Origin of the sequence: Halorubrum tropicale (assembly GCF_001280455.1) — an archaeon.
In the GTDB taxonomy this organism is placed as follows: Archaea; Halobacteriota; Halobacteria; order Halobacteriales; family Haloferacaceae; genus Halorubrum; species Halorubrum tropicale.
Genome location: NZ_LIST01000008.1, coordinates 57,223 through 77,157, shown reverse-complemented (window position 1 = coordinate 77,157; position 19,935 = coordinate 57,223). Strand labels below are relative to the sequence as shown.

At 54.8% G+C, this 19,935-nt stretch carries 16 protein-coding genes and 3 pseudogenes; 8 read left to right on the top strand and 11 right to left on the bottom strand.

Going from position 1 to position 19,935, the window contains the following annotated elements; genetic code table 11:
- Window positions 1-50: 50 nt before the first annotated feature.
- The 4 genes from AMR74_RS17745 to AMR74_RS19245 form a co-directional block, all read right to left on the bottom strand.
- Entirely contained in the window at window positions 51-332 is a 282-nt protein-coding gene (locus tag AMR74_RS17745; protein ID WP_077152385.1) for a PadR family transcriptional regulator, read from the bottom strand.
- Window positions 333-574: 242 nt separating this feature from the next.
- Window positions 575-1,540 carry a hypothetical protein gene (locus tag AMR74_RS15500; RefSeq protein ID WP_053772955.1) on the bottom strand — a complete coding sequence of 322 codons (966 nt, stop codon included), beginning with the start codon at window positions 1,538-1,540 and terminating at the stop codon, window positions 575-577.
- A gap of 72 nt (window positions 1,541-1,612) precedes the next feature.
- Window positions 1,613-2,251: an ArsR/SmtB family transcription factor gene (locus tag AMR74_RS17740; RefSeq protein WP_077152384.1), complete on the bottom strand. Its 639-nt coding sequence runs from the start codon at window positions 2,249-2,251 to the stop codon at window positions 1,613-1,615.
- A 222-nt stretch (window positions 2,252-2,473) separates the two neighbouring features.
- Window positions 2,474-2,698 (bottom strand): hypothetical protein, encoded by a 225-nt coding sequence (locus AMR74_RS19245; RefSeq protein ID WP_077152383.1) that lies wholly within the window; start codon window positions 2,696-2,698, stop codon window positions 2,474-2,476.
- 783 nt (window positions 2,699-3,481) lie between these two features.
- On the opposite strand from AMR74_RS19245, the gene AMR74_RS18725 reads away from it, so the two are divergent.
- Window positions 3,482-4,027 (top strand): hypothetical protein, encoded by a 546-nt coding sequence (locus tag AMR74_RS18725; RefSeq protein ID WP_139043025.1) that lies wholly within the window; start codon window positions 3,482-3,484, stop codon window positions 4,025-4,027.
- Window positions 4,028-4,145: 118 nt separating this feature from the next.
- Here AMR74_RS18725 and AMR74_RS15495 read toward each other — a convergent pair whose 3' ends face one another.
- Together AMR74_RS15495 and AMR74_RS15490 are read right to left on the bottom strand one after the other, a co-directional pair.
- Window positions 4,146-5,423, bottom strand: coding sequence for a hypothetical protein (locus tag AMR74_RS15495; RefSeq protein WP_053772954.1), 1,278 nt, complete (start codon window positions 5,421-5,423; stop codon window positions 4,146-4,148).
- Window positions 5,424-5,482: 59 nt separating this feature from the next.
- Window positions 5,483-6,364, bottom strand: coding sequence for a M48 family metallopeptidase (locus AMR74_RS15490; protein WP_053773001.1), 882 nt, complete (start codon window positions 6,362-6,364; stop codon window positions 5,483-5,485).
- Between the two features lie 299 nt (window positions 6,365-6,663).
- Here AMR74_RS15490 and AMR74_RS15485 point away from each other — a divergent pair, with 299 nt between their 5' ends.
- The 4 genes and pseudogenes from AMR74_RS15485 (at window position 6,664) to AMR74_RS15470 (ending at window position 11,512) form a co-directional block, all read left to right on the top strand.
- Window positions 6,664-8,274 (top strand): SufS family cysteine desulfurase, encoded by a 1,611-nt coding sequence (locus tag AMR74_RS15485; RefSeq protein ID WP_053772953.1) that lies wholly within the window; start codon window positions 6,664-6,666, stop codon window positions 8,272-8,274.
- A gap of 286 nt (window positions 8,275-8,560) precedes the next feature.
- Entirely contained in the window at window positions 8,561-10,441 is a 1,881-nt protein-coding gene (locus AMR74_RS15480; RefSeq protein WP_053772952.1) for a cation:proton antiporter domain-containing protein, read from the top strand.
- A 279-nt stretch (window positions 10,442-10,720) separates the two neighbouring features.
- Window positions 10,721-11,023 (top strand): annotated as a pseudogene (locus tag AMR74_RS15475) (deoxyhypusine synthase family protein); the annotation flags it as partial.
- A 121-nt stretch (window positions 11,024-11,144) separates the two neighbouring features.
- Window positions 11,145-11,512, top strand: a pseudogene (locus AMR74_RS15470) (calcium-binding protein).
- A 515-nt stretch (window positions 11,513-12,027) separates the two neighbouring features.
- Here the strand turns inward: AMR74_RS15470 and AMR74_RS17730 are convergent.
- On the bottom strand, window positions 12,028-12,819 hold the full coding sequence (locus tag AMR74_RS17730) for an IclR family transcriptional regulator (RefSeq protein WP_077152382.1): 792 nt from the start codon (window positions 12,817-12,819) through the stop codon (window positions 12,028-12,030).
- A gap of 267 nt (window positions 12,820-13,086) precedes the next feature.
- Here AMR74_RS17730 and AMR74_RS15460 point away from each other — a divergent pair, with 267 nt between their 5' ends.
- The 3 genes from AMR74_RS15460 to AMR74_RS15450 all read left to right on the top strand — a co-directional run bounded on the left by AMR74_RS15460 (window position 13,087) and on the right by AMR74_RS15450 (window position 15,156).
- Window positions 13,087-14,196 (top strand): amidohydrolase family protein, encoded by a 1,110-nt coding sequence (locus AMR74_RS15460; protein WP_053772949.1) that lies wholly within the window; start codon window positions 13,087-13,089, stop codon window positions 14,194-14,196.
- 2 nt (window positions 14,197-14,198) lie between these two features.
- Window positions 14,199-14,588, top strand: a complete 390-nt coding sequence (locus tag AMR74_RS15455) for a Rieske (2Fe-2S) protein (protein WP_053772948.1) — start codon at window positions 14,199-14,201, stop codon at window positions 14,586-14,588.
- A gap of 145 nt (window positions 14,589-14,733) precedes the next feature.
- Window positions 14,734-15,156: a hypothetical protein gene (locus AMR74_RS15450; RefSeq protein WP_053772947.1), complete on the top strand. Its 423-nt coding sequence runs from the start codon at window positions 14,734-14,736 to the stop codon at window positions 15,154-15,156.
- A gap of 925 nt (window positions 15,157-16,081) precedes the next feature.
- Here AMR74_RS15450 and AMR74_RS15445 read toward each other — a convergent pair.
- The 4 genes and pseudogenes from AMR74_RS15445 to AMR74_RS15430 all read right to left on the bottom strand — a co-directional run bounded on the left by AMR74_RS15445 (window position 16,082) and on the right by AMR74_RS15430 (window position 19,934).
- Window positions 16,082-16,906, bottom strand: a pseudogene (locus tag AMR74_RS15445) (IS5 family transposase).
- A 77-nt stretch (window positions 16,907-16,983) separates the two neighbouring features.
- Window positions 16,984-18,048 carry an isocitrate/isopropylmalate dehydrogenase family protein gene (locus tag AMR74_RS15440; protein ID WP_053772946.1) on the bottom strand — a complete coding sequence of 355 codons (1,065 nt, stop codon included), beginning with the start codon at window positions 18,046-18,048 and terminating at the stop codon, window positions 16,984-16,986.
- Window positions 18,049-18,066: 18 nt separating this feature from the next.
- Window positions 18,067-18,516 carry a universal stress protein gene (locus AMR74_RS15435; RefSeq protein WP_053772945.1) on the bottom strand — a complete coding sequence of 150 codons (450 nt, stop codon included), beginning with the start codon at window positions 18,514-18,516 and terminating at the stop codon, window positions 18,067-18,069.
- A gap of 41 nt (window positions 18,517-18,557) precedes the next feature.
- Window positions 18,558-19,934 (bottom strand): hemolysin family protein, encoded by a 1,377-nt coding sequence (locus AMR74_RS15430; RefSeq protein ID WP_053772944.1) that lies wholly within the window; start codon window positions 19,932-19,934, stop codon window positions 18,558-18,560.
- Between the last annotated feature and the right edge of the window lies 1 nt (window position 19,935).

Genomic DNA, 19,935 nt, shown 5'->3' with positions numbered 1-19,935 from the left:
GGATTTCAACCGTGCTACGGAGCCCCCTAACCTCGATTATGATGGGTCAATCAGTTGTCGTGGTCGACGTACTGACGTTCCCACTCAACCCGTGCCTCAATCTCTCTGTTCCCGCGACGAGTGGTTGTGTACTCGTTGGTTCGCCGGTCGCGCTGGCTTTTCTCAATGAGTCCCTTCTCGACAAGTGTGTCAAGATTCGGATACAGTCTGCCGTGGTGGATTTCCTTCTCATAGTATTCCTCGAGTTCCTCTTTGATTGCGAGTCCGTGCGGGGCATCAAGGCCAGCAACTACGTACAGCAGATCTCGCTGAAACCCAGTGAGGTCATACATACCTCAACAATATTTTCCATCTTTTGAAACACTATTGATTTTGGAATTGTAGTCTCATCTCTCTTATTTACCTGTACTGACCGGAACCGGGCCGAAATGTATTTCTTGCTGAGTATTTCAACAGAGCCAGCTTCATTAAAGAACGACTCTACCGAAGGATCATCTTACAGGGTCGCTGAACTCATCCATCCCAGCGTTCACCCTGCTCTTTGGTGTGCCACGCGTTCTATGACGCCCTCATACTAGGACGACTCGTTCGTGGAATTTGTCTCGGTGCGGCAAGCCATGAGGGTTGACAGAGTATTCATCATGGGCTCTCCCTCAGAATCAATCTCTACCCGTGTTGACGACTGGTTACAGTCGAAATTTTCGGGTGTTACCTGTTCGCTGGCCGTCATCCCTGTTTCGAGTACATCAACCAATAGCGTGTATGTACCGCTCTCAGTGAGGGTGAGTAGTACTGTGCTCTCAGGTTCGACCGTGTAGAGCCCATCAAATTGCGCCGTCGAGTCGGCCTCAACGAGCATTCTGGCCGTCCACGTTTCGTCCGACGGATTCCGGAGCATGAACGTGTGCGTGAATTGCCCCGTGTCAGCGGGGACTGGCTCGTCACCAAGTGTGTGCGACACAACCTCGTCGGAGGGAGCCGTTTCGGAAACAACACCGGGACACGCCATCCGCGTCGAAATACTCGTGGAGCCGAGCGTGCCATCCTCATGAACGCTGACCGTCGTTTTGGTTACGTTACAGGTGAATTGGTGAGGGTCGAGAGTGACTACCTCGGTCGCATCCAACTCAGGAACCGTGATCCGAACGGTGTACGTGCCGAGATCGGTAAGCGACGCAACGATACTCGCGTTTGCTTGGAGCTCCACCGATTCCTCAAATACTGTCTCGCTGGCGGTCGAAATTGTAATGATTCCGTGATGGGTCGCCTCCGTGGGATTTCCGAATGCGACGTGGTGAGCTGTTCTGAGACCACGCTCTTCGAGCGATGCGGTCCCGATAGATCTCTCAGCGGTGTCGCCAGCTTCGATACGTGTCTGTTCCGACCTTTGATCGGTCTCGTTTTCTGTGCTCTTGGAGATATTAGATTCCGCTTCTGAGTCTGATTCGGATGATTGGCTCAATGCTGCTTGGGAGGTACAACCCGCTGCTGCGGTCGAGAGGCCAATCCCAGCACTTGCCAGAAACAGTCGACGTTTCATACACTACCATTAGCGGGGGGAGACATCGTCCTATCCCAGATTCAAATGCGTCTTTGAGTCCTAGAAACGCTCTCACGCTGCGTGAGTGTGACTTCGTGTTGGACGATAGGTCCGCCAGTACCACGTCACAAAGAGAGACAAGATCACAAGGATACTGACCGCTAAAAGGAATCCACCCGGGCCGGTTCCGAACGTAACGAGTGTCTCCCACAGAGTTGGATCCGGCTGTGGAGGTTCTCCGCCCCGAGACACTGGTACGGGTGTTGATACTGACCAGCGTGCGTGGACGATGACACTGACAACACCGACGATCCCGACTGCGCCAAAGACACGACGCAACGCGGTTGTAAGTGACGGAGTTGTTCGTTCTGCTCCCGCAAAAAGGACAAGCGCGCTATTCGTCGGAGCATACACATCCATCTCGCGCCCTTGCTCGGAATACCACGTCTCTATCACTTCCACTAACTCTGCGTCTTGAAGCCGGTCAAGGTGGTAGCTGATATTCTGTACTGAAGAGTCGATCTCGGCAGCAATATCCGACGCCGTCGTCGGTTCTTCATAAATTCGACTAAGGATACGACGGGCCGTTGTTGACGCGACTGCCGATAGAATCTGTTCCGCAGATTTGTCTTCGAAGTCAACGAGTCTCGGTTCTAACCCACGATCAGATGCTGACCTGGCTGTTGGTTTTAGAGGAAGTAATGAGGCCATAGTCGTCCTATCCGTTTACGTATCAATAACACTACGGAAGACTCAAAGAACTATTTGAATTTGATGCGCCGAATAAAAAGTCGAATCAGGTTTCGTGAGTTTGTTCACTGAAATATCTAAAGAGTAGCATCCCCACAGATCCATTTTTGCCGTCTTTCGAATATCGGATTAGGATACTCACCCGACCGTGGAGACGGTTGTAAATTGGTAAGGTAGGCTAGTTCACAGGGTCATCAGGTACGCAATCCAAACTAAGACTGAGGCGGCACCAATGCCGCCCATCAGGTAAGTGTACAACTTTCGTGTTTTGCCATGGATTTTATAGCTACTGTAGATTGAGACAAGCCCTGCTATTGGGATCAGAACGACCGAAATGATTGTACTAACTGCCCCAAGTATGAGGTACTGACGTGTATTTGTCTGGTCTGTTGTGGCTGTTTCTGACATTGACCTATCTGTTACTGAATATCTATTCAATATTTAAACTGGTGGTTTTTCAAAAGGCATTTCTGGTGTACAAAACAATTAATATATGTCGCTGGACGAAACCTCGGGAGCTAGGGACAAACGTTGGGCTAAGTACAATTGCCTGGCTATCGGGTCAATGACGACTTTTCGAAGCGGTGTAAGACTACTCTCACTACACGCTATCTTGTCTACAGGTCATTGAGACCACCTTCAGTATGAATCTAAGACCAGATTGGTACTTCTCCTGTCCGGTCCACAAGAAGATTGACATTACAGCTCTAGTAGTCATGGTAACATAGTGTATGGCAAAACAGAAGACACGTAGCCAAAACAAAAAACATATATACTGACAATACAGTCAATCTGCTATCCTGCAAAATGGACGATAAGCTATTGGTTAGAACTATTAGGATGATCTACCATAAGCATCAAAAAAAGTTACCATTTCTGCCGACAATATGGTGCCAAATACGTTGGTGAGATTGAACCAGAATGACTACACTATCAACTATCGACGAGCGGCGAAACACAATCGACGAACGTCTAGAAGTTGCGTTAGGAAGCGTTGATGACGAGTCGGTAGGTCTGGCTAACTCAGCTATTGACTCGTGTCCGGACCGTTGGTACGGACAATTGGTGGCTCTTTCTTATGCTACAATTGCTGATCAACCGATTGCTGATGTAGTATTATCGGCATCGGCCGCAACTGAGCTACTCCACGGATACTGTCAACTGCGAAGTGAACTGTTCAACCAACTCCACGTGAGTCAACACAACTCTCTCACTAGGGACCCAGTGAAAATGCTGTTGGCGGGAGATTATCTCAACTCCTCGGCTTACACAGTCTTTTTACAGGCGAATGATCCGCAATTCGAAAAAGCTCTTGAGGCTATCATTGGGACATCAAAATCTTTGATAGATTCATTCAATACTACACGAACCCAACCCATTGATACGTATACATATCTTGACGAGATCGTTGGCACATTAGGTGAAGGCGCAACAACTGTTGGAGCCAAGCTTGCAGGAGGCAACACTACCCTTACTGACGAGTTCGCTAACTTGGGCCGGGCCCTTAGTTCTGCACATTATGCGTTTAACATCCTTGAATTGAACGAGCACAAGTCTGTGCCATCTATTGAATATCTACAGTACGACGAATCCGAACTCTGCCAGTACGGCGCAAGGCATTTTAGAGGAGCTATACACGCTCTCAACGAACTTCCGGATTTCGTAGATATTGAACCACTTCTGGACCTAACTGAGGCCTATTTTGAGCAGAATATGGGATATTATGAGTGGATATAATTTCAGATTACTGGTCTTTGTTGAAAGTGTCGTCGCTTTTTTTGCTGCGAATGGACCTATATAAGTGTTCATCAAAAGCTACTCCCAATGATTCCCGCACCTTTAGGCGCGGGAGGGGTCAATGTGCGAGCTGATTAGCGAGACGCTTTGAAACTGTTGTGAGATACACCGTACCCCACATTGCGACGAGTATCGAACCAATCCCATTAAAGATTAAGTCGATAATCGTGTCGTCAATTCCGTGTTGCGCGAGAACGGGGTCAACCCCAAGGAGGAGCGCACTTTGATCGAGGGCAAACTCGAGTATCTCCCAGACTACGCCGGTCGCGAGGACGACCATGAGAGTGAACACGAACATCGCCCAAGGAGGGAAGTGAATTGATGAGGCGTGGAGGTGGATCGTCCTGAGGAACGTGTACCCTGCTGCGGCAACGACTGTCGCCGAAAGTGTATGAGTAAGTGAATCCCATGCCGGTATCAAGCCGTAGAGCCCGACGGTCCCGAGAACGTGGAGGAAAACTGCGCCAGTTAGCCAAAGAGCGAGTGCGGGTTCGATTGGGATACCGTAGTCCCGTTCTATCACTGCCGGGACAAAGGTAATGACCAGTGCAACCCCCGAATTTATTACGAGCGGAACTTGGACTGTCCAGAGTCCGCATCCAAACACTAGCGCTAACCCTACTTGCATCGTGCGGACGGCTTGTCGTTGCTGCTGTGGTGAGATACCTAACCTGTCGCTCAGGACGTGTGATTGAGCGTTTCTCTCCGTTCCGGCTGTCGGCGGGTCAACCCGCAATTGATTATCAGTCGAAACTGACGACCGTCGAAAGTGTAGATAGAAGATGCCGCCAGCGATGACTCCGGCGATAGCAGCGGCAACAAACTCGATCATCACCGCCGTATTGATCGCGTCCTGCGTGCGCCCGTTGAGCAGAAACGTCGTCCCGAACATAACATCGGAGATCCAGCGGACGATATTGAGGACAGCCGCCATCGCGAGTGTGAAAACACCGGTGAGTACGATGGTGAACCACGGGGCCAGTCGGAGCGTCGTCAGGTAATGGATTTCGACCATCAACAGAAGGCCGAGGGTCGCGAGAGAGAGACTGGGGACGACTCCTAGTCGAAGGGAGGAAACAGTCCTGACGTCCCAGAGAATGGGAAGGCAGATTAAAAGTAGAAAGTACCATGGAGGCGTCACCGTCGGGTCGCGAGCTATTACAGCTGGGATGATGACAATCGCGATCGCTACTAGACTAAACAGGACTGATTCATATCGACCAGTCACGAATCCTGTATAGGCTGTCCCACCTAGCACGAGCGTAAAGACCAGAGACAGGAGGGTGTTTGCCCTCGATTTGATGAACACAGGGATAGATCTGTCAGGGATCATCATACGGTTTGAGTCAGAAGCCGATTTCGGCATAGGTCAGTCTCAATTTCAGACAAAGGGATCTATGATAGGAGACGCTGGATGCGCTTCTCCATCGGTGGATGCGTGGACATTGCCCGCTGTATGAGGTTGCGATCAGGGCTAGAGATACAGAGAGTAGCCACTTGTTGGTGGGAACCCTGATCACGGCGGCGCGGTTTCTCGTATCTGCTGGTACGCTGATTTACTGGTTTACCAGTACGCTGATCTGTAGATCGAGAGGCGTGCTGATTTCCTTGGTGGATCTTCTTAAGTGCGCGAACGAGCGGATCCCCGGAGCCGATTGCGCGGCGGGCGTCGGCATCCGCGACGTACTCGCGGTGTCGGCTGATGGCGAGTACAAATGGCATCACGAAGAACTGTACGAGGTTCCCGACTACGATGGCAAGGAAGAAATCCACGATGTCGTTGTCGCCCGTAAACAGCACAATGTACTGTGCGACAATGCTGACGATCGAGGCGATTCCTTGGCCGATTTGTATCGTAATAACGTCGCGGTTGTCGATATGTGCGAGTTCGTGCGCTAGGACGCCCTCAAGTTCGTCCCGGTCAAGCAATTGAATGAGTTCGCGGGAGACAACGATGGTCCCGTTGCCGCGGCGGCCGACCGCGAATGCATTCGGCACGCCCATGTTCGCGGTCTTTAGACTCGGCATCTTCAGATCCTTCTCATTACAGACCTTCTCGACGAACAGGTAAATTTCTGGATATTGCTGTTTATCCATCTGTTCAGCGCCGACGCTCTTGAGCGCGGCCCACTTTCCAACCTTATACTGGATGCCCACGAGAAGAATACTGCCGACAATGGCAAGCGCGAGGATGCTCTGACTCTGCCCGAAGAAATACCACGCTACAGCGACGGCTACGGAATAGAACGCGAAAAGGATAGTGCCGACGACGGCCATCCGTATCTTAAGTCCGAGATGTCGCATAGCGAGCGGTATGTAGCCGAAGTATAAAACCTTACTTATATATTGACAATATAGTCAAAGATTTTGAGAAGCAACATCTGAACGCAGCATGTACATTCTACCGTAGGTCGTTTCCCAGTTGCTGGCAGGGAGCCGCCGGATTCGAATTATTGATCAGGGTGTCGGCGAAGAAGTAGATAATCTCGCGAGTCATGTGAGCGCGGCCAACTGCGTCATTGAGTCTCAATCTCACCCATGGTTTATTTAATCAGAATTGATTTCTTGGTAGTATCATGAGTTTCGACGCCGAAGCAATACGTGCGGATTTCCCTGTCCTCGACCGGCGCGTGAACGGACATCCGCTCACCTACCTCGACAACGCCGCGACCACGCACACCCCTCGCCAAGTGTACGACGTCTTCGAGGAGTTCTACGCGGGATACAACGCGAACGTTCACCGTGGGATCCACGAGCTGAGCCACGAGGCATCGCTCGCCTACGAACGGGCGCACGATCGCGTCGCCGACTTCCTCGGCGCCGACGGCCGCGAGGAGGTCGTCTTCACCAAGAACACCACCGAGAGTATCAACCTCGTCGCGTACGGCCTCAGCCGACACCTCGACGAGGACGACGAGATCGTCGCGACGGAGATGGACCATCACGCCTCGCTCGTTACCTGGCAGCAGATCGCCAAGCGCACGGGCGCGACCGTCCGCCACATTCCCGTCACGACCGACGGCCATCTCGACATGGAGGTCGCCAGCGACATCGTTACCGACGACACCGCGGTCCTCTGTACACCCCACGTTTCGAACGTGCTCGGATCGGTCAACCCCGTCGCGGACCTCGCAGCCCTCGCGCACGACCACGACGCGTACGCGATCGTCGACGGCGCCCAGTCTGCGCCGACGCGCCCCGTCGATGTGGAAGCGATGGACGCGGACTTCTTCGCGTTCAGCGGGCACAAGCTTGCCGGACCGACCGGGATCGGCGGGCTGTACGGAAAGCGTGAGCTGCTAGAGGACCTCGACCCGTTCCTTTTTGGTGGGGAGATGATCCGGAACGTAACGCTTACTGACTCCACATGGAACGGGCTGCCTTGGAAGTTCGAGGCCGGCACGCCTCCCATTGCGGAGGGCATCGCGCTCGGCGCGGCCGTCGACTACCTCGCTGAGCTCGGCATGGACGCCGTCCGCGACCACGAGAACGACCTCGCGCAGTACCTCCTCCGAGAGCTCGCGGACCGGGAGTTCGTCCGGGCGTACGGCCCCGGTGTCGGCGAGGAGCGCACCGGCCTCGTCTCGTTCAACGTCGAAGGTGTCCACGGGCACGACCTCTCTAGTCTCCTAAATGACCGCGGCATCGCCATCCGCGCCGGTGACCACTGTACGCAACCGCTCCACGACCGGCTCGACATCCCCGGCTCCGCCCGCGCATCCTTCTACGTGTATAACACTTGCGCAGACGTGGACCGCCTCCTCGAGGTCGTCGACTCGGCGCGCGATGACCTAGACGCGTACCTCGCCTCCGACCGCTACCACGACAGTATCAGCGACCATTACCACCGCCCTCGCAGCTCAGGTGCGCTCACCGACCCGACGTTCGTGAAGTCCTCTGAGGAGACAACCTGCGGCGACGACGGCGAGTTCCACGTGACGATCACTGACGGGCGCATCGAGGAGATCGCCTTCGAGAGCCGGAGCTGTGCGGTCAGTCGGGCCGTTGCCAGCCTCCTCTCGGAGGACTTGGAGGGCATGGCTGTCGAGGCCGTTGCCGACCTCGACGGGCACGTCGCCCGCGCGCTCGACGGGCAGTACCCCGACCTCCGCCGCGAATGCGTCGAAGGCCCTGAGGACGTCATCCGTGAGGCGGCCCGCGAGTACGTCGAGGAATACAGCGCGTAGGCCGTCAACATCTCAACTACGAATCAAAGCCTTCGCTTTCGCCTGAATTAACTCTACAATGACCGCTCGATTTACAAACACATCTGGTAAATTCGACCGCCTCATGTTCTGGTGGCTTTGTTGAAATCCTCACCACGATTCTACGAACATATCCCTGTTTGAGGATTCCACCAGAGACGAACAAGAGGATTTCACCAGAGCTGTTCTGGCTTAACGCGATGAAAACCACGGACCAACCACCTTTTATCCCGGCAGATTAGTAGTCATTCACATAGGTGACCCCAGTGTGGCACAGGAGTTCCTGATACCACTGGTTGCGGGGATCATCGGACTTGGTGTCCTTGCACAAATTCTTGCGGCTCGGCTCCGAGTACCGAGCATCATCTTCTTTCTGTTGGTCGGGGTGGTCATCGGGAGACCGGGACTCGGGATCGTGACCAGCGAGACATTTGGGACCTCCCTTTCAGCGATCGTTGGGCTCGCGGTCGCGATCATTGTGTTCGAGGGCGCGTTCCATTTGGAGTTTGAGCGCATCCAGAAGGCACCACGGGCAGCTATTCGGCTCGTGACGATCGGTGCTGTCATCGCGCTGGTCGGCACCGCAGTAGCAGTCCGATTCCTAGAGGGGTTACCATGGACGCTCTCGTTCGTTATCGGTGCGCTGCTCGTCGCCACGGGGCCGACAGTCATCTCCCCGATTCTCGAGGTCGTTCCGGTCAGAGACCAAGTCGCGGCGGTCCTCGAGACCGAAGGGATCGTCAACGACGTGACTGCCGCGATCACGGCCGTTGTGCTCTTCGAAGCCGTAGATCCGACGGTCACCGCAGAGGGCCTCGTCCGCGGCTTCGCGCTCCGACTTGGCGACGGACTCCTTGTCGGCCTCATCGTCGCGGGCGTCCTCTACTACCTGCTTCGGTACGTGGACCTCTCTCCTGGCGCGGCGCCGCGGAACGCGAGACTGCTCGTGCTCGCCGGCGCGTTGGCCGCGTTTGCCGCTGCGAACCAGCTAGCAAGTGAAGCCGGTGTTGCCGCTGCCGCTACTGCCGGTCTCGCTCTAGGGAATATGGACATTCCATACAAAGAGGACATCACCAACTTCAAAGGCGATATTACGCTTCTCGTGTTAGCATTTGTGTTTATCGCGCTCGCCGCCCAGTTGCCGCCAGCGGCGATATTCGATGTGGGCCTCGCAGGGATCGGTGTGGTGGTGCTCGTTGCCGTGGTAATCCGGCCGCTCTTGGTGTTCCTGTCAACCGTGGGTGACCGTTTCACTCTCTCGGAGCGAGTTTTCATCAGCGCTATCGGGCCGCGCGGGATCATCCCGGCGTCGGTCGCGACGCTATTCGCCACAGATCTCAGAGCAGCCGCCATCGAGCTCAACAATCCTGCCCTCGCACAGCAGGCGGACCTATTGATCGGGACGGTGTTCCTGGTCATTTTCGTTACCGCCCTCGTCCAGGGCGGACTGGCACGCTACATCGCGCAGTACCTCAACGTCATACCCATGAGAGTCATCATTGTCGGAGGCGGACAGGTGGGCCGCGCGCTCGCCGAGCGCCTCGAAGACCGCGGCGAAAACGTCGTCATCATCGAGCACGATGAGGCGACGGTCGAATCGCTTCGAAACGACGGCTTCTCCACCGTCATCGGCGACGGAACGGACACGGAGTTGTTACGGAAAGCGGGGGCGGGCAACGCCAAAATCGTCGTCGCCGCCACCGGCGACGACGACGCGAACCTCCTCGTCGCACAGCTGTCAAAGACGAACTTCGATGTCGAACGCGTCATAGCGAAGGCGAACAACTCCGACAACGTCGATGCGTTCGAAGACTTAGGCGTGGGTACCATCTCGGCCGCGATGTCGGCCGCGTGGGCCCTCGACAACCAGATCGAGCGGCCGGACCTGGCCCACTGGATGACCGAAGTCGGTCACAACGGCGATGTCCAACAGCTCGAAGTCACCAACGAGGCGTTCTTCGGCAAGGAGGTTAAGGAGGTAGGGTCGATGCTACCCGACGGCTGTCTGATTGCCGTCATCAGTGACGGGGACCGGAAGTCGGTCGAGGTCCCCGGCGCGGAGACGGTTATTGAGCGCGGCGACCACGTCACACTCCTCGGGCAACGCGAGGCCGTTCGGGAGGGGATGGAACTGGTCAGTGGAGCCTGAGACCTACGAGTGTGAAGTGAACCACCACATCGATCGCTGCTCTCCTACGAGGTAGTCTCGATCTTTCCGAGGAGAAATTCACCGTTTTGGTAGTATGCCCCAATGGAAGTTGACCTCCATTTGGGAGCGCATTCGACGTATTCCCTCCACTACCTCTGATATTCACATGAAGTATCGGCGTGGAGTGCTAACTGAAGAACGAACCTAATCCACTGCGGGGTCATTAGAAACGCCGACCAATCTCGAACGATTCAAAGTTCCTTCTGGTAAAATATTCGTATGGACGACGAGTCTCATGAACACGTTGTTCCCGGAAGTGACGAGGAGTTAGCCACAGCAGACGTTGAGGGCTATGACTTCCGTGGAGAATTCGATTTTCAGGAGATGCTAGAAGCTTATCGGACAACTGGTTTTCAGGCGACACAACTTGCGGAAGCGATCGACATTGCGGAACAAATGCGAGACACCGATGCCACAATCTACCTCACGTGTACCTCGAATATCATTTCGTCGGGGCTGCGTGAGATTGTCGCCTACCTTGTTCGAGAGGGGTACGTCGACGTGCTCATCACGACTTCGGGACGCCATCGCACTACTACTGTATCGTCAAGGAGGTCTATGAGCCTGAGAGACTCGACGAGGTGCTGGACGGCGACGTGATCACGTCGACCGACACGGCTGCAGTCGTTGACGAAAAGAGACCATGACACAGGAGACGGACGAACAGCGGGACAAACGCATTCGGAGGGAGATCCTCACCGACGCGTACCCGCAGACGAGCGAGCAATCAGCTGGTGCTACCACCTCGAACGCGAGATGACGTTCCCCTTCCAAGCGCGGTGTATCGAGGAGCGAACGAGCTCACCGCTGTGCGAGGGCGAAGCGGTGCCTGTCGTCGGGATTACGGACGAAGTTGTCAGTTGTGGTGAGAAAGTCGTCCTCGTGGAGTGGATGGACAGAGAGTTCAGTGTCCCGTTGTCACAACTCGAAGTGCTCAACGTCGATCAGGACACTCGGGACACAGTCGACGACTGGCACTACTGGAACGGCGACAACGGCCGATTGGGCTGAGCGCCGATCAGTCGCGCTTTGTTTCGACAGGTGAAACGTACTCCTCGGCTAGTTCGACCACATCGTAGAGGCTCATCCAATTTTGAGCCACAGCACACGATTCCAGAGCGTCTCCGAAGTGCTCGTCGGACCAGTCCAGTCACCCTGGGGGCAGCTAACACGAAGTTGTCGGCCTCAATCTGCCGAACCTTCGCCAGTTTGGTCATCAGATATTCCGGCGTCCAGAATCTGATTTTCGGTTAACACTGTCAGTAATATTTGGGTGGTGGATGAATGATTGAATTCGGGCGGTCTGATTCAATCGGGAAGTGTGTGCTGCTTGGAAATTCGCCACTCACAGTCTTAACCGAACACGGATGCACAATACACCCAACCGAGGATATGGTCGCTCCAGCGGTGTAAATCGAAGATAGATCCATCAATTGATTGGTTATTTCTTGCTCAACACCCTCGTCGAAGCGCTCTCTGGACCGCTAAACTGCTCGAGAGGCCATTGGCCGTCTAGTCTCCAAGTATCAGGAATACGCGAGATTCAATTCAAGTTCGTTGACGACGCTTCGGATGAGATCTGGAATCTCCGTCTCGAACCGCTCGCCGGTGATTCGGTGGGTGGGCCCAGCGACGGCGAAGGCACCGAGGACGTCGCCGTCGGGTCCAGTGACGGGAACAGCCACAGACCGGAGACCCTCGGTGCTTTCTTCGCTGTTGAACGCGACGCCGCACTCTCTGATTTCTGTGAGTTCTTCGAACAGCGCCGCTTCGTCGCTGACGGTGTGCGGCGTGGCCTTCGGGAGGCCGTGTCGTTCGAGGATTTCGCGCACCCACAGATCCGAGAACTGCGAGAGAATAGCCTTGCCTGCGGCAGTTTGGTGTATGTAGAAGCGACGTCCGACGCGTCCCCGCGAGTAGACGCCACCGTGGCTCACATCGCGGTGGAGGACGACTGTCTGGCCACGCTCTTCAACCGCGAATTGGGCACTCTCACCCGTCTCGCTCGCCAGTTCGCGGAGTTTGTGCTTTATTTCTGTCGACCCCGGTATCTGTGCGCGAACGTGAGCCCCCAAATCGAGATAACGGAGTCCGAGGCGGTACTCATCACCATCTTTCACGACGAAGCCGTGTTTCATGAGTGAGCGTAGGTGCTTGTGTACTGAACTCTTTGAGAGGTCTGTCACTTCGGCCAATTCGGTCACGCCCGCTCCGTCTCGTTCCCGAAGTGCTGTAATGATAGCGAACGAGGTGTCGATACTCTGTATCGTCGATCCTTCGATATCTGGGTCTGTACCACCAGGTATCCAGTCTTCCATCGGTCTATAGACCACATGGCGAGCGTAAAATACCTTCCCTATCAGAGAACAGGATCGTATAATCGTTTCCGATGAGTGAACAAATATTTGAAAAATCGGGATGCGTGTCGGCAATGGCCTGTTCGAGGGAGATGCCGTGCGATGCTGTCTCTCCCTCTGGGCTTGGAAATCGCGATCGACGAAGACGGCCAGAAACGCCGTTATTCGGCGTTTCACGGTCGCTAATCGCCCCCGATTATATATACATTATCGACCACGATGGATCTGATGAGTTCGACAGCGAAACAGACGGTGCGGTCGCTCGATGATCTTGAGATCATCGTCGACACCGACTTCCACTTGACGGAGCGGCAATCGGACATTCTCCCGTATCTCGAAAGCCCATTCGACGAAATGCTGAACAGCCAGAGTGGTGACGACTACGGTTACCTCGGGCGAGTCTATCCCGCACACGGGATGGTGTACTCCGTGACGATGGGGAAGGCGGACTCCGAGACTGTCCGGACAGTCGACGACATCAAGAAGGGAAAAGACCTCATCGAATGGGATAAAGCCATTATCACGCCGACACAGAACCTTTACCTCGGCGCCGTCCACCACGATGACTTGGCGGCGGCGCTCGCAACGGCGTACAACAACTGGTTGCTTGACGAAATCATCGACCCTGACGAGGGACTGTACGGCGCGGCGCTTGTAGCCCCTCAGAAGCCGACCAAAGCGGCCGAAGAGGTCGAGCGGCGGGCCGACGAGGACGGTATCGTTGCGGTGATGATTCCGAGCGGGTCGGTCGATCCGCTACTCGGCGACGAGTCCTATTACCCACTCTACGACGCCTGTGAGCGTGCCGGGCTTCCAATAAAGATGCACAACGCTGCCGGGACGATGATGACTCGGTTCCCACAGACGTGGCAGCAGATGAACCGTGCGCTGCCCGTCCACGCTACGTCGCACAACATGATGCACCAGACGAACCTGGCGGACATGCTGACGCGGGGCGTCCCTGAACGGTTCCCTGACCTCGACTTTGTCATTCAAGAGTCCGGTCTCGGCTGGTACCCTTACTTCATGCGCCGGTTTGACCACGATTACATGGGCGCGAAATGGGATGCCCCGATGCTGGATAAGATGCCCAGCGAGTACCTCAAAGATCAATTTTACCTCACCAGCCAGCCCGTCGAGGGAGCGGACGATCCGCAGTACCTCAATCAGATCATCCGTCTCTTCGAAGGTGAGAATAGCCTGATGTTCTCATCGGACTACCCGCACTTCGATTTCGACAACACAGACGAACTGCTGAAAATTCTCCGCTCTGAATTCACGAACGAAGAGATTCAGAATATCTACGGCAAGACCGCAGAACGGTTGTACTTCGACTAACCATGGCAGCCAAAGACGCCCACGACGCCATAACGGACCGAGACGACCTACATCACGTCATTTCCGTCGACGATTTTGATGAAGGCGAGCGAGTCATCGTTGACATTGAGGGGCGTGAAGTTGCGGTCTTCCACTCCAACGGAGACTTCCACGCACTCTCGAACTACTGTACCCACCAAGGTGGACCGGCCTGTGAAGGCCTCCTGAGCGGGACGCTTGACGTCGACGAGGAAGATGAGTTAATCTGGTCCTGTGAAGGCGAGATCGTCGCCTGTCCGTGGCACGGGTGGGAGTTCGATATTACTGATGGATCCCACACCGCGAGCGACCAGTACCGCCTCCCGACGTACGATGTCCGCGTAGACGAAGGCGAACTCTACATCAAACTGTAGTAACGGCCACGGTGACGGGGTCGCGCTGACGGGCGAAGCTGTCGAGGTTGACCCGACAGAGTCACATCGTGTCCCGACACGTATTGCCTCTCTCGGGTTCGCACCATCCGGAACGGCAGAAAATATAATCCATTTATTAGACACGATGGCTCGACGAGACGGTACCGAGACGCGCACCGACAGCAGCGACCACCGAGACTGGCTAGATCGCGACCAGCCCTATGACGGCGTCGACATCAACGAACTTCCGGACTGGTGGGCCGACGCGATAACAGAGTTTCGCGAACACGACCTCCGGCCGTACAGTCCGCCGCGGTTCTCGGATGGCGTACTCGTCCCACCGGTCGTCTCCCGACTCGAGTCGGCGTACGATGCCGAAATTAGATTCATAGGTGTCGGGGTCCAGTACGGAGATGCCTGGAGCGTGTACGCTGATGGCGACGTGGTGACGACTGTTGACCGCGAACGCACCGCCGACGCCTACACCCGCTACGAGATGACGAGCGGTGAGTTCGAACGCGTGGTCCGTGACCACCTGGAAGGAGAGGATGCCTCAAACTTGTCTTAGATCGCTACACGATCCGTGTTCGGTTAATCAGTAGATGGCCTCATGAAGGCTTCAGCCACATGTTCGTTCAGTAAGCAAGAAGCCACGGTAACGCTCAGCCAGTTTCTTGATTGGCTGGACAGGGAGCTGATCACACTCATTTAGAACTTAGTCTGGGTTAGCCCTTCGAGAGAGGCATCACTGGTTGCTGAGTTATATTTCGCTAGATAAATTTAGATATTGTAATAGTTCTGGATATTTTATAGTTGTTAGAACGTAATCTCGGCTGTTTCTATCGGGTACTGGCTCGAATAGCGTCGATCCGGTGAACGTTTTCACCGCCATTCGCAACTCCACAACCTCGGAGGATGGATTTGATGCGTGCTTTATTTCTACAAATACTTAGGTGTAAAGATGTTTGAAAAGATGAACATATCAGTCACTGTCGTCATCGACTCGATAATCGAGTGAAAGCAGCGATAGCGACGAAGCCCGTTTTTTGACTTTATTTGGCTGTATTACTACTTTTAGATTTGATGACGGACTGGACATCAATTACTGTTGTCTAGCGCTTATAGTAGGATAAAAAGGCAGCTGTATACATTGATTTTGAGCTCAGGTTTAAATCAACCTCTCGATGAAATAGTGATCCACCTCAACGACGATTGATACGGCCGTACGCTACCGTTGATCCCACGACGAAACACCTTCTCTATGTCTGGATCTTATGTGATCCTATTCATCAGGTATGCTCATGTCTGATAGTGATTACGGCGAGTCTTTACCGCCGTGGCGATCCGCGTAGGTAATGAGAGCTGCTGTATCGACGTCTTTCGATACCGTCCATGGAACTATTCGCCGTAATCACTATGAAACCGCGGGTCGTTGGTGACTGTATACTGAATTGCTTTTTAGTCTGCTGTGTTGAATAGATGCTGAGTCACGGTCACAGCGGCTCACACAGCGGTTCTATGTTGATGATGGCGAACATCAAGACAATCTCACGGAACTGTCGATACCAGCCCAGCGCTCGCACGGCGTCGCCGAGCGAGCGCTTTGTTGTCGAGTAGGATGTTTCGGCCATCCACCGCTAAGCGTAGCCATTTGCCTGATTGAGCATGTTGTTCGCAGCTGCTTTCGCTGACGAACCGCGATAGTGAACAAGGTACTCAACGCCGTGTGCGGCGATTTCGTACTCGGTATGCCAGTCTTGGAAGCCGTTGTCGGCGGCGACGGACTGCAGGTCGTCCGCGTTTCGGCGGACGACCTGCGGTCCGGTCTTCGTATCGTGCTTCCACCGTGCGTTGATGTGGACATCGAGAACGGCAAGCGATTCCACATCGGTCAATGTCGTCACCTTCAGCGTCTGTATCGTGCGTCCTGCCCGCTGGCGGAAGTACGATGACGCACGTCGGCGGTCGAAAAACGTGCTGTCGAGCGCAGCGTGGTCAGACTGCGGGTGCTGCTGCGCGGAAACGCGCAGCAGCGCCCGCCACACCCACATTTTCAGTCGATCAAACGACTTGTAGATCGTTGTGTGATCGGGGAGATTGTCCCGATCTAAGCCGAGAGCGTCACGAACTTCGTCCATGTACTTCAGCCGATTCGGCGTTTCACGGTAGCTGTGGGTCTCTTCCACCCGAAAACAGTGGAGGACGACGTGAACCCAGCGGGCGAACCCGCCGCTGGCGGGCTCGCCCGCGTGCTTCCCCAACGCTTGTTTAGCTAGGTGACGACACTGCTCAATGAAGTCGAGGATATCGATCTCCATACCAAGCTCGATTTCCTCGGCTTCACCCTTCTAAACCATCGATATCGGCTGATAAGATCGCTCTTCAACAGAGCATTTTAGTCCATTTTCTTCGACCCAGTTTCGATTTGGAGTTGCGCAATGACCGCGTCGGTGAACTCCTCGTTCGTCGCGTTACCACCGATGTCGGGCGTCCGAACGCCGGAATCGATAGTTTGAGCGACAGCATTGTTTATTGCCGTCGCAGCCTCAGGAATATCTTCGGTCTCGCGTCGACCGAGCCAGTCGAGCAGCATGGCCGCCGAGAGGATCATTGATGTCGGATTGGCGATCCCTTCACCTGCGATGTCGGGTGCAGCACCGTGTGTAGCCTGCGCCATGGCGTGGTCATGACTGTGATTTAGACCTGGTGCCAACCCGAGGCTGCCCGCGATTCCGGCTGCCTCATCTGAGAGGATGTCGCCGAAGAGGTTCGTCGTCACGACGACATCGTACTCGGTCGGGTTCATCACCAGCTCCGCCGAGAAGGCGTCAATGATGAACGTCTCGAACCCCACATGGGGGTACTGTTCTGAGACTTTCTCGCACTCCTCGATAAATAGGGTGCCGCCGTGTTGGAGGACGTTCTTCTTCGAGACAGCCGTGACATCTATATCGCGCTCAGCCGCGTAGGCGAAGGCAGCCTCCGCGATGCGTCGGCTCTCTTGTCGTGTGACCACGCGCACCGACAGCGCAACGTCCCCGGTTGGCATGAACCGGCCGTCGCCGACGTGCATGTTGCGGTCGGCGAGGAAGCCCTCCGTGTTCTGTCGGAAGATCGTGATATCAATCTCTCCGGAACCGGTGTCGGTGTACGAGCGAATCGGGCGGACGTTCGAATAGAGATCGAACGCCTGTCGAAGTGTGCTGCTCGGGTTACGATCTGCGAGATCGTCTTCTGGATACTCGCCCGCAAATATTGGCCCAAGTAGCCAACCGTCACATTCTTTGAGTCCATCGAGCGTGACCTGCGGAACCGTCGAGTCGTACTCCTCGTATGCTTCCCACCCGACTGGATAGTTTATGAACTCTACATCAAGATCTGTCGCCTCAACGACACGAACTGCGGCCGAAACGATTTCCGGACCAATTCCATCACCATCGAGAGCGCCTAACTTAATCATCGTGAACCTGCTATTGGTCTACTCTTCTTTACTTGCCAAAACGACCGGACAAGACGCGTTCAGTAGCAAACTCTGTGCCGTACTCCCGAAGATAGCTTTCCCGACGGGTGACCGTTGCTTCCCCCCAATGACGAGGAAGCGGGGATCACTGTGACTGACTTCAGCCAATATCTTCTCAGTCGGATCGCCTACACTCCCACGGGTTTCGATTCGATCGAAGTCGTACTCGTCAAGGGATTCGTGAACGGCCTGTCGGGCGATCTCGGCAGCACTTTCAGCCTCTCGACTGATTGTGAAATTCTCGGAACCCGGTGAGTCTTTGATCGCTGACTTGTGGCTGTTGAAATCTTCTTTCGGAATGACATGGAAGACCTCCAGTTGCTCGTCGTACGTCGTCGCGAGGTCGTACCCAACTTCGAGTAGCTTGTTTGTGTGTAGTTCTTCTCCAATTGCGGTGAGTATCGTCATCTGTTTACTCCGTTTTTAATTTGGTGTGAAGTTCAGCGGACTCAGGTCCGTGACTCCACCGGTTGGTTTGTAGACGATTCGTCGTACCGTTCTGTGATTTGAACTTGCCTGATACGGTTAGCATCGACTCGTTCAACCCTGATATCGAGATTGCGGTGGGTGAATGACTCCCCCGTTTCAACCAAGCGACCGGCTCGGTTGAAGACGAATCCTGCAATCGTCTCGAACTCTCCTTCTTCCGGGAGGTCAGTGTCAAGTACATCATTGAGTGCTTCGACGTTCACATCTCCCTGCGCAACGACAGTCGTCTCATCAAGTACCGTGATCGGCTCTTCCTCCTCGGCATCGATCATATCACCGACGATCTCTTCGACGAGGTCTTCAGTGGTGATTATCCCCTCCGTGGTTCCGAACTCGTCTTTGACAACGGTCATCTCGACCGGCTCGCGACGCATCTCCTCGAACAGGTCGTCCACGTTCTTGCTTTCCGGCACATGGAGAACCTCCTCGATATAGTGATCGATACTTTCAGGGCTACCATCCTCACACTGACAACTTCGGACGAGATCGGAAAGCGTTACAGCACCGATGATGTTGTCGAGGCTCCCTTCGTATACGGGGAGCCGCTGGTGTCCGCTCCGGATACAGGTCACTATCGCTTCGTTGAGATCATCGTCGCTGCTGACGCCAGTGACGTCGAGACGCGGTGTCATTACCTCCTTCGCGATGGTGTTGTCGAACCGGAAGATACGCTGGAACATTTCGCGTTCATCTTCGTCGAGGACACCTTCTCGTTCACCGGTCTCGATCATTTCTCGGATCTCTTCGCGTGTGACGTAGGAGGTTTCGATGGACGTGTGTCCGCCCGTGGCTCTGTTTATTACTCGTGTGAGGTAGTCGAACAGGACGACCAGCGGGAGGAGGAGGTACTCACTGAGTTTTAGCGGCTTGGCAATACGCAACGCCCAAGATTCCGAGTTCTCGACGGCGTAGGATTTTGGTACGCTCTCACCGAACAGCAAGACGAGAGCAGTGATACCAAACGTCGCAAATGCGACCGATTGGCCCTGCCCCACTCCAAGCATTACCAACAAGCCGGTCGCAATAGAGGACATAGCGATGTTGACGAGGTTGTTGCCCACGAGGATAGTCACGAGCAGCCGGTGTGGGTCATCCTTCAGCTCTTTGAGCGTCTGGGATCCGGGAACCGCGTCGTTGACGAGTGATTCGACCCGGTGGTCAGCCAGCGAGAACATCGCGATTTCCGAGGACGAAAAGAAAGCGGAAAGCGCGATTAGAGCGCCAATGAGAACGGCCCCACCGATGGCAACAACGCTATCGGGGATATCGACGCCGCCGATTCTGACGGCCAGAATCACCGCCTCGAACGACGCCTCACCAAACGGGGGGCCTTGCATT

Bases quoted from the DNA above. Each gene is read 5' to 3' on its own strand.
- AMR74_RS17730 (WP_077152382.1), bottom strand. From the start codon at position 12,819: ATGGAAGACTGGATACCTGGTGGTACAGACCCAGATATCGAAGGATCG.
- AMR74_RS15430 (WP_053772944.1), bottom strand. From the start codon at position 19,934: ATGCAAGGCCCCCCGTTTGGTGAGGCGTCGTTCGAGGCGGTGATTCTG.
- AMR74_RS15440 (WP_053772946.1), bottom strand. From the start codon at position 18,048: ATGATTAAGTTAGGCGCTCTCGATGGTGATGGAATTGGTCCGGAAATC.
- AMR74_RS15435 (WP_053772945.1), bottom strand. From the start codon at position 18,516: ATGACGATACTCACCGCAATTGGAGAAGAACTACACACAAACAAGCTA.
- AMR74_RS17740 (WP_077152384.1), bottom strand. From the start codon at position 2,251: ATGGCCTCATTACTTCCTCTAAAACCAACAGCCAGGTCAGCATCTGAT.
- AMR74_RS15460 (WP_053772949.1), top strand. From the start codon at position 13,087: ATGAGTTCGACAGCGAAACAGACGGTGCGGTCGCTCGATGATCTTGAG.
- AMR74_RS15500 (WP_053772955.1), bottom strand. From the start codon at position 1,540: ATGAAACGTCGACTGTTTCTGGCAAGTGCTGGGATTGGCCTCTCGACC.
- AMR74_RS17745 (WP_077152385.1), bottom strand. From the start codon at position 332: ATGTATGACCTCACTGGGTTTCAGCGAGATCTGCTGTACGTAGTTGCT.
- AMR74_RS15495 (WP_053772954.1), bottom strand. From the start codon at position 5,423: ATGATGATCCCTGACAGATCTATCCCTGTGTTCATCAAATCGAGGGCA.
- AMR74_RS15490 (WP_053773001.1), bottom strand. From the start codon at position 6,364: ATGGCCGTCGTCGGCACTATCCTTTTCGCGTTCTATTCCGTAGCCGTC.
- AMR74_RS19245 (WP_077152383.1), bottom strand. From the start codon at position 2,698: ATGTCAGAAACAGCCACAACAGACCAGACAAATACACGTCAGTACCTC.
- AMR74_RS15455 (WP_053772948.1), top strand. From the start codon at position 14,199: ATGGCAGCCAAAGACGCCCACGACGCCATAACGGACCGAGACGACCTA.
- AMR74_RS15450 (WP_053772947.1), top strand. From the start codon at position 14,734: ATGGCTCGACGAGACGGTACCGAGACGCGCACCGACAGCAGCGACCAC.
- AMR74_RS15485 (WP_053772953.1), top strand. From the start codon at position 6,664: ATGAGTTTCGACGCCGAAGCAATACGTGCGGATTTCCCTGTCCTCGAC.